General features: G+C 59.4%; 12 protein-coding genes. 5 read left to right on the plus strand and 7 right to left on the minus strand.

Features of this window, described 5'->3' with window-relative positions:
- Window positions 1-45 precede the first annotated feature (45 nt).
- Window positions 46-570, minus strand: a complete 525-nt coding sequence (locus SB725_RS16665) for a plastocyanin/azurin family copper-binding protein (protein WP_410922272.1) — start codon at window positions 568-570, stop codon at window positions 46-48.
- Between the two features lie 155 nt (window positions 571-725).
- On the opposite strand from SB725_RS16665, the gene SB725_RS16670 reads away from it, so the two are divergent.
- Together SB725_RS16670 and SB725_RS16675 are read left to right on the plus strand one after the other, a co-directional pair.
- The gene (locus SB725_RS16670) at window positions 726-1,406 is read left to right on the plus strand and encodes a heavy metal response regulator transcription factor (protein WP_027921669.1); all 681 of its coding nucleotides are present in this window, start codon (window positions 726-728) and stop codon (window positions 1,404-1,406) included.
- Window positions 1,406-2,755, plus strand: a complete 1,350-nt coding sequence (locus tag SB725_RS16675) for a heavy metal sensor histidine kinase (RefSeq protein ID WP_027921670.1) — start codon at window positions 1,406-1,408, stop codon at window positions 2,753-2,755. The genes SB725_RS16670 and SB725_RS16675 overlap by 1 nt, the downstream gene beginning before the upstream one ends.
- Window positions 2,756-2,881: 126 nt before the next feature.
- Here the strand turns inward: SB725_RS16675 and SB725_RS16680 are convergent, their stop codons facing one another.
- From SB725_RS16680 to SB725_RS16690, 3 genes are all read right to left on the minus strand, one after another.
- A complete protein-coding gene (locus tag SB725_RS16680; protein ID WP_027921671.1) occupies window positions 2,882-4,126 on the minus strand; it encodes a lipoprotein-releasing ABC transporter permease subunit in 1,245 nt (414 codons plus the stop codon).
- 62 nt (window positions 4,127-4,188) lie between these two features.
- On the minus strand, window positions 4,189-4,872 hold the full coding sequence (gene lolD, locus SB725_RS16685) for a lipoprotein-releasing ABC transporter ATP-binding protein LolD (RefSeq protein WP_167360488.1): 684 nt from the start codon (window positions 4,870-4,872) through the stop codon (window positions 4,189-4,191).
- Between the two features lie 7 nt (window positions 4,873-4,879).
- The gene (locus SB725_RS16690) at window positions 4,880-6,130 is read right to left on the minus strand and encodes a lipoprotein-releasing ABC transporter permease subunit (protein ID WP_027921673.1); all 1,251 of its coding nucleotides are present in this window, start codon (window positions 6,128-6,130) and stop codon (window positions 4,880-4,882) included.
- 94 nt (window positions 6,131-6,224) lie between these two features.
- Here SB725_RS16690 and SB725_RS16695 point away from each other — a divergent pair, with 94 nt between their 5' ends.
- A complete protein-coding gene (locus SB725_RS16695; protein ID WP_027921674.1) occupies window positions 6,225-6,803 on the plus strand; it encodes a PilZ domain-containing protein in 579 nt (192 codons plus the stop codon).
- A 14-nt stretch (window positions 6,804-6,817) separates the two neighbouring features.
- Complete coding sequence (locus SB725_RS16700; RefSeq protein ID WP_027921675.1) at window positions 6,818-7,540, plus strand: glycerophosphodiester phosphodiesterase; 723 nt, start codon at window positions 6,818-6,820, stop codon at window positions 7,538-7,540.
- A gap of 42 nt (window positions 7,541-7,582) precedes the next feature.
- On the opposite strand, the gene sthA is transcribed toward SB725_RS16700, so the two are convergent.
- Window positions 7,583-8,977: a Si-specific NAD(P)(+) transhydrogenase gene (gene sthA / locus SB725_RS16705; protein WP_007907752.1), complete on the minus strand. Its 1,395-nt coding sequence runs from the start codon at window positions 8,975-8,977 to the stop codon at window positions 7,583-7,585.
- Window positions 8,978-9,185: 208 nt separating this feature from the next.
- A complete protein-coding gene (locus tag SB725_RS16710) occupies window positions 9,186-10,235 on the minus strand; it encodes an FAD:protein FMN transferase (protein WP_050590134.1) in 1,050 nt (349 codons plus the stop codon).
- Between the two features lie 159 nt (window positions 10,236-10,394).
- On the opposite strand from SB725_RS16710, the gene SB725_RS16715 reads away from it, so the two are divergent.
- A complete protein-coding gene (locus tag SB725_RS16715) occupies window positions 10,395-11,693 on the plus strand; it encodes an MFS transporter (RefSeq protein ID WP_059181300.1) in 1,299 nt (432 codons plus the stop codon).
- A 160-nt stretch (window positions 11,694-11,853) separates the two neighbouring features.
- On the opposite strand, the gene SB725_RS16720 is transcribed toward SB725_RS16715, so the two are convergent.
- Window positions 11,854-13,317 (minus strand): glyceraldehyde-3-phosphate dehydrogenase, encoded by a 1,464-nt coding sequence (locus SB725_RS16720; protein WP_027921678.1) that lies wholly within the window; start codon window positions 13,315-13,317, stop codon window positions 11,854-11,856.
- Window positions 13,318-13,480: the final 163 nt, after the last annotated feature.

Consider the following 13,480-nt stretch of genomic DNA (forward strand, 5'->3'; position numbering starts at 1 on the left):
AAGAATCAGCGGATTCTACCAGCCTTTGCGCCCGCCATTGAGTGCTTACTGACTGACAGTCAACTTGCCGACCATGCCCGCCTGATAATGGCCGGGGATGTTGCAGGCAAACTCCAGGCTGCTGGCCTTGGTGAAGGTCCAGGTCAGCTCGGCGGTTTTACCCGGCTCGACGAGGACGCTGTTCGGGTCGTCGTGTTTCATCATTCCATGATCCATGCCCGCCATCGCACCGTGGTCCATTTCCTTCATGCCGTTAGGCGTCAGCATGCCACTCTGTTGCATCTGCAACATTTCCTGCTGGTGTTTGGCATGCATCGCCGCGTCCCCCAGGTTGAATTCGTGCAACAACTGGCCTTTATTCACCAGCACAAAACGAATGGTCTCACCCGCCTTGATATCAATCGCCTTGGGGGTGAACGACATGTCGCCCATCACCACTTCTACACTGCGAGTCGCCTTGGCCGCCGCAGCGGGTTGGCCGAAGTCGTAGGACTGCGCCGGGGCAGCCCACACCGGCGAACTCAACGCCAACAAACACGCCATCCGCAGCAAAGATTTGCGCAAAAACATAGTCGTACTCCAACAAGATAAGGTTCAGCCTGTGGAAAACTCTAAACTGCGGCCACTGCCCGCAACCTGACAGCCAGATTACAACTTTGTCAGGTTGACCTGAAATAACGCCGCCCACGGTATAAAGCGTTCGTTCCATTTGCCCAGAGTCGCCCATGAAATTACTGATCGTCGAAGACCAACCGAAAACCGGCCACTACTTGCGCCAGGGCCTGACCGAGGCCGGTTTCAATGCGGAACTGGTGGCCGATGGCAGCACCGGACAACAACTGGCGCTGAGCGGCGACTACGCGCTGTTGATTCTCGACGTGATGTTGCCCGGTCGCGATGGCTGGCAGATTCTGCAAGCGGTGCGCAGTGCCGGCCTCGACACGCCAGTGCTTTTTCTGACGGCGCGTGACGCAGTCGAGGACCGGGTCCATGGCCTCGAACTGGGTGCCGATGATTATCTGGTCAAACCGTTCGCCTTTTCGGAACTGCTGGCCCGGGTCCGCAGCCTATTGCGTCGCGGCAGCGCTTCGCCACAGGAAACCAGCCTGCAACTGGCCGATTTGCGCCTGGACCTTATCCGCCGTCGCGTTGAGCGCAGCGGCCAGCGTATCGACCTCACGGCCAAAGAATTCGCCCTGCTGGAAATGCTCCTGCGTCGTCAGGGCGAAGTCCTGCCCAAATCGCTGATTGCCTCTCAGGTCTGGGACATGAATTTCGACAGCGACACCAATGTCATCGAAGTCGCGATCCGTCGTTTGCGCCTGAAGATCGACGATCAATTCCCCAACAAGCTGATCCACACCGTGCGCGGCATGGGCTACGTCCTTGAAGAGCGTATCGCCTGATGCGGCGTCTTTCGTTGAGCAGCCGTCTGGCATTGCTGTTTGCGGCCTGCACAGCGGTGGTTTCGCTGTTCGCCGGGGTGTTGTTCAGTCGCGCCAGCGAGGCGCACTTCGTCGAGCTCGATCAGCAATTGCTGGACGGCAAGCTGATTGGATTGCGCCGGGCACTTCACGACATTCAATCCAGCGAGAGCAAAATCAGACTCGCGGATGAATTGAGCCGCCAGGCCGATTTATCGCTGCGCATTACCGGCAGCGATGGCCAGCGCTGGTATGACAGTTCGACGCAGTTACCGGACAGGCTCCCGCAAACACCCGGCTTATCGACCCTCAACGACGGCGACACCGACTACCGCGTGCTGAATGCGCCATTGTTTGTCGACAAACCTGATTCCCCGCAGCTGACCTTGTTGCTGGACATCACCCATCACCAGCATTTTCTGCAACGCATGCAGCATTTGATCTGGCTGACGGTTGGCTTATCCGCCTTGGCCACTGCGCTACTTGGTGCATGGGCGGCGCGCAGCGGGTTGCGCCCATTGCGGCGCATGAGTGCGGTCGCCCGGGGGGTGTCAGCGCAATCACTGAATGCGCGCCTGCCCGAAGAGAAGATGCCGCCAGAACTCGCGGAATTGGCCCACAGCTTCAACGCCATGCTCGGACGCCTTGACGACTCTTTTCAACGACTCTCGGCATTCTCCGCCGACATCGCTCACGAACTGCGCACGCCGCTGTCGAACCTGCTGACCCACACGCAGGTCACCCTCACCCGCCCCCGGCCCATCGAGGACTACCGCGAGGCGCTGCACAGCAACCTCGAAGAACTGCAATGGATGGCGCAACTGGTCAACGACATGTTGTACCTGGCCAAGGCGGATCATGGGTTGCTGTCGCCCAAGCGCGAACCGCTGGAACTGGCGCAGGAAGTGGATCTGTTGCTGGAGTTTTTTGCGCCGCTGGCAGAAGACGCTCAGGTGACGCTCACGCGGGAAGGTAACGCGCACATGGAGGGTGATCGCAGCATGTTGCGCCGGGCGCTGTCCAATTTACTGGACAATGCGTTGCGGTTCACGCCGGCCGAGGGTGAGGTTCGGGTGCGGATTGTCGAGCAGGCCAAAGGGTTGACCCTGTCGGTTGAAAACAGTGGCGATGGGATTGACGGGGCATTGCTGCCGCGATTGTTTGACCGGTTTTATCGGGCTGATCCGGCGCGTCAGGAAGGTAGCAGCGAACATGCGGGGTTGGGGCTGGCGATTACGCAGTCAATCGTACGTGCCCATGGCGGGCAGATTCGTTGCGAATCAGAGAATGGGTGGACGCGCTTTGTGATTGAGTTGCCTAAGGGAAGTTGAGGCCAGCAGTTCCGGCCTCATCGCGGGCAAGCCCGGCTCCCACAGGGTTTGGAGTCGTTCACAACGGTGTGATTCAACTCGATCAACTGTGGGAGCCGGGCTTGCCCGCGATGGCGATTTCAGGCGTTACGAATACCGCAACGCGTGAGCCGGCTCGATCTTCGCCGCACGCCACGCTGGGTAAACGGTGGCCAGGAAACTCAAGATAAACCCCGCCGAGCAAATCAATAGCACATCCCCGCCCTGCAATTCCGAAGGCAGGTTACTGACGAAGTACACGTCAGAACTGAAAATGTGCTGCCCACTCACCCGCTCGATCCAGCCCACCAGTTCACTGACGTTCAACGCCGCAATCACGCCCAACACGCCGCCGATCAAGGTCCCGACAATCCCGATCACGGTGCCCTGAACCATGAAGATCGCCATGATCTGCCCCGGCGTGGCGCCGATGGTGCGCAGGATCGCGATGTCCGCACCCTTGTCGTTCACCACCATGATCAGGGTCGCGATGATGTTGAACGCCGCCACTGCGACGATCATCAGCAACAGCAGGCCGATCATGGTTTTTTCCATTTTCATCGCGCTGAACAGACTGCCCTGGGTGTGGGTCCAGTCGTCAGCCTTGTAGGCAGCACCCAAACCGCTGGCGATGTCGCTCGACACTTGCGGCGCGGCGTACAGATCCTTCACCGCCAGGCGCACGCTCTGCACCTGATTCGGCTCCCAATGCTGCATTTGTGCGGCATCGGCCATGTGGATCAACGCCATCGAACCGTCCAGTTCAGCCCCGACCTTGAACACGCCAACCACGTTCAGGCGCTGCATGCGCGGGGTAATCCCGCCTGGGGCAGTGCTGACTTCCGGCACAATCAGGGTGATCTTGTCGCCGACGTTCAAACGGAAACGCCGCGCCGTGATTTCGCCAATCACCACGCCGAACTCACCCGGTTTCAAGGCATCCAGACGCCCCTGAACGATGTGCTTGGCAACGATTGAGACCTCGCCTTCCAATGCCGGATCGACGCCGCTGACCTGGATCGGCTGCATCGAGCCCTTGTAGGACAGCATGCCTTCCATCTCGGTGAACGGCACCGCGGCCGTGACTTCCGGATTTTTCATCGCGGCCGCTGCAACCGGCTGCCAATCGTCAATGGGGTTCACGCCGACGATGGTTGCGTGCGGCACCATGCCGAGGATTCGCGAGCTCATTTCGCGCTGAAAGCCGTTCATCACCGACAACACCACGATCATCGCCAGCACACCCAAGGCGAGGCCGATCATCGAAGTCATCGAGATGAAGGAAACAAAGCGATTGCGGCGCTTGGCGCGGGTATAGCGCGCGCCGATGAAGATCGATAACGGTCTGAACATTCGCTGGGCACCGTATAAAAATAAAAGACCCGACGTCGTTCAAGACGCCGGGTTTCGGTCAATCAGATGGGTGTCAGGCAACCTTCCTGCAAATGCAGGACGCGATCCATCTGGCGAGCCAGGTTCATGTCATGGGTCACCACCAGGAACGCGGTGCGCATCGAGGTGCTGAGTTCCAGCATCAAATCCTGAATGCCCTGGGCGGTGTGGGAGTCGAGGTTGCCGGTCGGCTCGTCGAGCATCACCAGGCCTGGCTTGTTCACCAGGGCGCGGGCGATGGCGACGCGCTGACGTTCGCCGCCGGACAACTCGGACGGCTTGTGCTCCAGGCGATGGCCCAGCCCTACCCGCTCCAACAAGGCCGTGGCGCGCTGACGTGCTTCCGGGATCGCAGTCTTGCCGATCAGCAACGGCATGCAGACGTTTTCCAGCGCGGTGAATTCCGGCAGCAAATGGTGGAACTGGTACACAAAGCCGAGGGAGCGGTTACGCAGCAGGCCGCGATTCTTCTCGCTCAGTGCCGACAGTTCTTCACCGTCAAGCCAGACGCTGCCCTTGGTCGGCGTATCCAGGCCGCCCAACAGGTTGAGCAAGGTACTTTTGCCCGAACCCGAGGTGCCGACAATCGCCACACGCTCGCCCGGGTGCAACTCCAGTTGCAGACCGGCCAGCACTTCCACCGACTCCGGGCCTTCCTCGTAGGATTTGCCCAGGTTGCGGCAGCTCAAGATTGCTTTATCACTCATGCCCGACTCACTCATAACGTAGCGCCTCCGCAGGCTGGGTGCGCGCGGCACGCCAGGCTGGATACAGGGTGGCGAGGAAACTCAGGACCAACGCGGCGCCGCAGACCATCAAGACGTCCTGGCTCTGCACTTGCGACGGCAGGTAATCGATGAAGTACACGTCGGCGTTGAGGAATTTATGGCCGATCACGCCTTCTAGGGCCGAGATCGCGGCGCTGACGTTCAGCGCGGCGAAGATCCCGACCACAGCGCCAATCAGCGTACCGACCACGCCGATGACGGTGCCCTGCACCATGAAAATCGCCATGATCGTGCGTGGCGTGGCGCCCAGGGTGCGCAGAATCGCGATATCGCCCTTCTTGTCGTTCACCACCATCACCAATGTGGAAATGATGTTGAATGCGGCAACGGCGACGATCAGCAACAACAGCAGGCCGATCATGGCTTTTTCCATGCGGATGGCCTGATACAGATTGCCGTGGGTACGGGTCCAGTCGCGGGCGTAATAACGGTCTTCGCCCAGTTGTTGAGCGATACTCCACGCGGTGCGTGGCGCCTGGAACAGGTCGTCGAACTTCAGGCGGATGCCCTGCACCTGATCCGGCTTCCAGCGATGCAGCCTGGCCAGATCCTGCAAATTGGTGATGCCCAGATAACCGTCCAGCTCACCGGCACCGACATGGAAGATGCCGACCACGGTAAAGCGTTTCATGCGCGGGAACATGCCGGCCGGGGTCACGGTGACTTCCGGCGCGACAAACGTCAGTTTGTCGCCGAGGGCCGCACCGAGCTTGGCCGCGGCCTTGTCGCCGATGACGATGCCGAATTCACCCGGCACGAGATCGTCGAGTTTGCCCTGCTGCATGAAGTTATCAATGATCGAGACGTTGCGCTCCAGCGCAGGATCGATGGCATTGAGCAGGACTTTGGAGACTTTGCCATTGTTGGTCAGCAAACCCTGCATCTGGGTAAACGGCGCCACGGCCGTCACCTGCGGGTTTTGCTTGACCTTGGCGGCCAGGCTTTGCCAGTCACTGATCGGCTCACTGGACTCGATGGTCGCGTGAGGCACCATGCCCAGCACGCGGGTGCGCATCTCATGATCGAAGCCGTTCATGACCGACAGCACCACAATCATCACCACCACGCCAAGGGCGAGACCGATCATTGAAGTCAGGGAAATGAACGACACAAAATGATTGCGACGCTTTGCACGGGTATAACGCGTGCCAATAAATACGAAGAGAGGTCTGAACATGTCGGGGCTTGTTCGGAGGGAAAAGGAACGTCCTTGTGGCGGGGGTCGATAACCAGCTTTACACTCAGACCACCGCCGCTACCATGGGTTCGCCATGTCGACATTAGATGAAGAAGATCGCCGCGAATACTACCGTATCGAGGACACGATCGCACTGGAAATTCGGACCCTGTCCGCTCCCGAGGCCGCAGGCCTTGAAGTGTTGCAGGATGCTTCTCCACTGTTCAACTTGCTCAGCGAACTGCACCTGAGCGAATTCGAGTCGCAACACCTGCTACGCCAGATCAGTGAACGTGACCGCAACCTCGCGGCGTTCCTGAAATCCCAGAATAAACGCATCGATTTACTCAGCCAGGTGATTGCAATCACCGTGCTCGGGCAGATTGGCGAGCCGCAGCCGGTGATTATTTCCGAAGGTGGCATCGACTTTCAGTACCCGACGCCTATCGCCGTGGGCGCGCACCTGTCGGTCAAACTGGTGTTGATGCCGCAAGCCCTCGGCCTGTTGCTGCGAGCCCGCGTCACCCATTGCGACCGCAAGGCGGGCGCCTTTGACGTCGGCACCGAGTTCGAACGCCCGACCGATGCCCAGCGGCAATTGCTGGCCCGCTACATTTTGCAGAAGCAGGCCCAGGAACGACGACTGGCCCGCGAAAACGAATCAGGCATCTAATTTAAGGAAGAACCGTGACCCTCATCTACGGCCATCGCGGCGCCAAGGGCGAAGCACCGGAAAACACCCTGACCAGCTTTCAGGAATGCCTCAAGCACGGCGTGCGCCGTTGCGAACTGGACCTGCACCTGTCCATGGACAACGAGTTGATGGTCATCCATGACCCGACACTCAAGCGCACCACTGACCGTCGCGGCAAAGTCGTCGAACACACGGCGGCCGAACTGGTGACTTACGACGCACGCAAAGGTGGCCCGGGCTGGATCAAACCCTGCCCGATTCCGACGCTGGAAGAATTGTTCGAAAAGTGCGACTTCGATCACTGGCAGCTGGAAGTCAAAAGCGCTTCACGCACCCGCGCCGCGACTACGGTGCTGGCAATTCGTGAAATGGCTCAGCGTTTCGGCCTGCTCGACAAGGTCACGATCACCTCCAGTTCACGCGAAGTGCTCAAAGCTGCGCTGGACCTGGTGCCGGATGTGTCTCGCGGCCTGGTAGCCGAATACGCCTGGCTCGACCCGCTGAAGGTCGCGCAAAGCTATGGCTGTGACATTCTGGCGTTGAACTGGACGCTGTGTACGCCGGAACGCCTGCAGAAGGCGCAGCGTCAGGGGCTGCATGTGTCTGTGTGGACAGTCAACGAGCCCGCGCTGATGCGCAGACTCGCCGACTTCGGCGTTGACAGCCTGATTACAGACTTTCCCGGTTTGGCCAGCGCCACGCTCGAGAATTGCTGAAATCGGTCTCCCCGGCCGGCTCAGGCCACCGGCCGGAGCCGCTCAAAAAAGCCGGTTGAGGCCATCGTACGCCGCTACCCGATAGGCTTCAGCCATGGTCGGGTAGTTAAACGTCGTGTTGACGAAATACTTCAGGGTGTTCAGTTCGCCCGGCTGGCTCATGATCGCCTGACCGATGTGCACGATCTCCGACGCCTGATAACCGAAGCAGTGAACGCCCAGCACTTCCAGGGTTTCGCGGTGGAACAGGATCTTCAGCATGCCCTGAGGCTCGCCCGCGATCTGTGCACGCGCCATGCTCTTGAAGAACGCCTTGCCCACTTCGTACGGCACCTTGGCCTGGGTCAGCTCCTGCTCGTTCTTGCCGATCGAGCTGATCTCCGGAATGGTGTAGATGCCGGTCGGCACGTCATTCACGAAGCGCCAGCTGTTGTTATCGACGATGCTGCCAGCAGCCGAACGACCCTGGTCGTGGGCGGCACTCGCCAGGCTCGGCCAGCCGATCACGTCCCCGGCACCGTAAATGTTCGGTACGCAGGTGCGGTAGGCTTCGTCGACTTCGATCTGGCCACGGCTGTTGACCTTGACGCCGATGTTTTCCAGCCCCAGTTGATCGGTGTTGCCAGTACGACCGTTGCACCAGAGCAAGGCATCGGCCTTGATCTTCTTGCCGGACTTGAGGTGCAGGATCACGCCGTTGTCCACGCCTTCGACGCGGTCGTAGTCTTCGTTGTGGCGGACCGTGATGTTGTTGTTGCTGAAGTGGTAGCTCAACGCCTGGGAAATTTCCGAGTCGAGGAAGCTCAGCAACTGACCACGGTTGTCCACCAGCTCGACCAGTACACCCAGACCACTGAAAATCGATGCGTATTCGCAACCGATCACGCCGGCGCCGTAAACGATGAGTTTGCGCGGGGTGTGGCCGAGGCTGAGGATGGTGTCGCTATCGTAGATACGCGGGTGGTGGAAATCGATGTCGGCCGGGCGATACGGACGCGAGCCGGTGGCAATGATGATGTGCTTGGCCACCAGTTTTTCGACCACGCCGTTAGCGCAGACCACTTCGATGGTTTGTTCGTCGGCGAAGCTGCCGGTGCCGAAGAACACGTCGACACGGTTACGGGCGTAGTAGCCAGTGCGCGAGGCGACTTGTTTGGAGATGACTTTCTCGGCGCTTTTCAGCACGTCCGGAAACGAGAACCAGCGCGGCTCACCAATGGCCCGGAACATCGGGTTGGTGTTGAACTGCATGATCTGCCGGACCGAGTGACGCAGTGCCTTGGACGGGATGGTACCCAGGTGGGTGCAGTTGCCGCCGACCTGGCGACGGCTGTCGACCATCGCGACCTTGCGCCCTGCTTTGGCGGCGTTCATTGCCGCGCCTTCTCCCGCCGGGCCGGAACCCAGCACCACCACGTCGTAGTTGTAGACAGCCATGCGTACTCCTCAGAACAGGCCGCGGCGCCATCGGCGCCCTGCGGCTAAATCACGCCGATCTGCGGCGTGAAGGAACAATTTGGGGCCAGTGCAGAACCCGGACACAGTCTATAGAAGCGTCAACGCCGCGCACATTAACCCTTGGTCGCGTCGTAGGCTAGTTTTGCCTGCACTACAACGCCAGTCTTCACCGCTTGAATCATTGCCATCACTCGACTTTGCCGCCACTGAGGCGTTCAAAAGCCTGATTGGTTCGTGTGACGAAACCTGTATCGGCACGAATCACAAAGAATGCACCAATGTCATGTGCCTGGGCATAGTCCCAACCCCGTTCAGGGCCGAGAATCAGCAACAGCGTCGATAGTCCATCGGCCATCAACGCCGAAGGATGAATCACCGTGACTGACGCCAGGGTGTGCAGGATCGGTGTACCGGTTCGCGCATCAAAGGTATGGGAATATCGCCGACCGTCCTGCACGAAATAGTTTCGGTAGTCACCAGACGTGGAAACGCCATAACCGTCGACGGCAATGATGCGCTCTGCCACTTGCTGGTCATCTCGAGGCTCTTCCAGGGCAATGCGCCAGGGTGAGCCGTCGAGCTTCTTGCCGGCGGCCTTGAGTTCGCCGGTAGCTTCGGCGAGGTAGTTGTGGATGCCCATTGCGTCAAGTTTTTCGGCAATCGTATCGACCGCGTAACCGGCGGCAATGCTGTTGAAGTCGACCTCGACCGCCGCGTCCTTGCACAGCTGATCATTATCAATACGCAGGTGCTGGTAACCGACTCGCGGCCGCACTTCGGCCAGCGCTTGAGCGGTGGGGATTTTTTCTTCCCGGGCCTGCGGGCCAAAGCCCCAAAGGTTAAGCAACGGTTCCACCGTCAGGTCGAAGGAGCCTTCGCTTTGTTCCGACAGACGCTCACCGACACGCACCAGCTTGAGGATCGGCGCGGGCATTTTCTGACAGCGATTAGCGGGCAGATCGTTGAAGCGTTCGATGTCGGAGTCGCTGCGGTAGGTCGACATTTGTTGATCGACTTCAGCGAGGATCTTTTCGACCTGAACACGAACTTCCGTCGGGGCGGGAAGCCCGGGATGGCGCAGGTACTTGATCGAATACGTGCTGCCCATGGTCGGGCCGCCGAAGCTTTCCAGGCTGTCGCCGTTGCCACAACCGCACAAAATGCCGGCCAGCACCACAAGCCCACCCCATCGTCCAGTTAACAAATCTTCATCTCCCCTCAAAACCGCGCCCGCCATTATGGGCATCAGAGCGCATGAGCGCGAGGTCTGCCTGCGCCCGTCAGTCAAACGCAAAACCTGTGGGAGCGAGCCTGCTCGCGATAGCGGTGACCGGACTTACGACCGCCACACACAGGCGCAGCGTTTTCAAACAAGATCCAGCGTGAGTACCTAGAGATGTCTTCCAATACGAGCAAAGGCAAAGCAATTTTTCGCGTCGTCAGCGGAAACTTCCTGGAGATGTTCGACTTTATGGTCTACGGCTTTTACGCCACGGCCATCGCTAAAACCTTCTTCCCTGCCGACAGCGCCTTCGCCTCCCTGATGTTGTCACTGGCCACGTTCGGAGCAGGCTTCCTAATGCGTCCGCTGGGGGCCATTTTCCTCGGCGCCTACATCGACCGTCATGGTCGTCGCAAAGGCTTGATCATCACCCTGGCCATGATGGCCGCTGGCACGGTACTGATTGCCTGCGTGCCGGGTTACGCCACGCTGGGCGTCGCGGCGCCACTGATCGTTTTGTTCGGTCGACTGCTGCAAGGCTTCTCGGCCGGCGTGGAATTGGGCGGCGTGTCGGTGTACCTCGCCGAGATTTCGACGCCGGGTCGCAAGGGCTTTTTCGTCAGTTGGCAGTCCGCCAGCCAGCAAGCCGCGGTGGTGTTCGCCGGCCTGCTGGGCGTCGGTTTGAACCACTGGCTCAGCCCGGAACAAATGGGTGACTGGGGCTGGCGCGTGCCGTTCCTGATCGGCTGCATGATCGTGCCAGTGATCTTCGTGATTCGACGTTCGCTGGAAGAAACGCCGGAGTTCCAGGCGCGTAAACACCGCCCTACCCTGCGGGACATCATCCGCTCGATCAGTCAGAACTTCGGCATTGTTATCGCCGGCATGGCGCTGGTGGTAATGACCACGGTGTCGTTCTACCTGATCACCGCTTACACCCCGACTTTCGGTAAAGCCGAACTGCATCTGTCGGACCTGGATGCGCTGCTGGTGACGGTGTGTATCGGCCTGTCGAACTTCTTCTGGCTGCCGGTGATGGGTACCGTGTCCGACAGGATCGGGCGCAAACCCCTGCTGTTGGCGGCGACGATTCTGGCAATCCTCACCGCTTACCCGGCCCTGTCGTGGCTGGTGGCAAACCCGAGCTTCAGCCATTTGCTGATTGTCGAGTTGTGGCTGTCGTTCCTGTATGGCTCGTACAACGGCGCCATGGTGGTGGCGCTGACCGAGATCATGCCGGTCGAGGTTCGTACGACCGGGTTCTCTTTGGCCTACAGCCTGGCGACTGCAACGTTCGGCGGGTTTACCCCGGCGGCGTGTACGTATCTGATTCATGTGCTGGACAACAAGGCTGCGCCGGGGATCTGGCTCAGTGGTGCGGCGGTGCTGGGGTTGATCGCGACGCTGGTGTTGTTCCGGGGGAATAAGCATGAGCTGCGGACGGCGAAAGCGGCCGTAGTCGGCGGCGCCTGATCTGCACTCTCCAGCAAGATCGCTCCCACGCTCCGCGTCCTTGCCGAAAAGCGGACGCGGAGCGTCCATTGAGGCATTCCCACGCAGAGCATGGGAGCGATCAACGCACAAACAAAAACGCCCCGACCTAGGTCGGGGCGTTTTCATGTGTAGCTAACGCTTAGCGCGGGAACGCTGGCGGGTTTACACCGGCCATGTCTTCCATCACGCGAACGACCTGGCAGCTGTAACCGAATTCGTTGTCGTACCAAACGTACAGAACAACGCGGTTGTCTTGGGTGATGGTTGCTTCAGCATCCACAACGCCTGCGTGGCGCGAGCCAACGAAGTCAGTGGACACCACTTCCTGCGAATTGACGTAGTCAATTTGCTTATGCAGATCGGAGTGCATGGCCATCTGGCGCAGGTACTCGTTGATCTCTTCACGAGTGGTGGCTTTCTCAAGGTTCAGGTTGAGAATGGCCATCGACACGTTTGGCGTCGGAACCCGGATCGCGTTACCGGTCAGCTTGCCGGCCAGCTCAGGCAGTGCCTTGGCAGCAGCAGTGGCAGCACCGGTCTCGGTGATCACCATGTTCAGCGCGGCACTACGGCCACGGCGATCGCCTTTGTGGAAGTTGTCGATCAGGTTCTGGTCGTTGGTGTACGAGTGAACGGTTTCAACGTGACCATTTACGATGCCGAACTTGTCGTTCACAGCTTTGAGCACCGGCACGATGGCGTTGGTGGTGCAGGAAGCGGCGGAAACGATCTTGTCGTCAGCAGTGATATCACCGTGGTTGATGCCGTGAACGATGTTCTTCAGCTTGCCTTTACCCGGCGCGGTCAGAACAACGCGGTCGATACCCGGGCAAGCCAGGTGTTGACCCAGGCCCTCGGCGTCGCGCCATACACCGGTGTTGTCCACCAGCAGCGCGTCTTTGATGCCGTACTGGGTGTAATCCACTTCAGTCGGGTTCTTCGCGTAGATAACCTGGATCAGGTTGCCGTTGGCGGTGATGGTGTTGTTGGCTTCATCGATGGTGATGGTGCCGTCGAACGGACCATGAACCGAGTCACGACGCAGCAGGCTTGCACGCTTGACCAGATCGTTCTCGGCGCCCTTGCGGACAACGATGGCGCGCAGACGCAGGCCGTCGCCGCCACCGGTTTTCTCGATCAGGATACGCGCCAGCAGACGACCGATACGACCGAAGCCGTACAGGACAACGTCGGTGCCTTTGCGAGCGGAAACGTTCTGCTGACCAACGACGTCAGCCAGTTCTTCACGGACGAACTGCTCGGCAGTGCGACCTTTGCCTTCGGCCTTGAACTTGACCGCAAGCTTGCCCAGGTCTACCGAAGCGGCGCCGAGCTTGAGCTCGCTCATCGCTTTGAGCAGCGGGAATGTTTCGTGGACGGACAATTCGCTGTCATCGGACTGACGATGACGGGCAAAGCGGTGAGCTTTGAGAATCGCAATGACTGAACGGTTGATCAGGCTGCGGCCATAGATCGAGCTCACCACGTTGTTATTGCGGTAGAGCTGACCGATAAGCGGAATCATCGCTTCTGCGAGTGCTTCACGGTCGATCCATTCACCAAGACACTGGTCGGGCTTCTGAGTCACGGGAACCTTCCACATGTAGGGGCAGAAAAAAGGGGCTACATTATGCCGCCGACTCCCTCCCGTAGCAATGCGCGCTTGTCGTGCGATCCGTAACATTTTCTTGTTCAAAAAAATCACGCTGCGCCGAAGCCCAATAAAACCGGGGCTTCCAGCGCAGTCAATTTTTTGGAGACAACGC

The sequence above is a fragment of the Pseudomonas sp. SIMBA_041 genome, from assembly GCF_046535095.1.
In the GTDB taxonomy this organism is placed as follows: domain Bacteria; phylum Pseudomonadota; class Gammaproteobacteria; order Pseudomonadales; family Pseudomonadaceae; genus Aquipseudomonas; species Aquipseudomonas mucoides.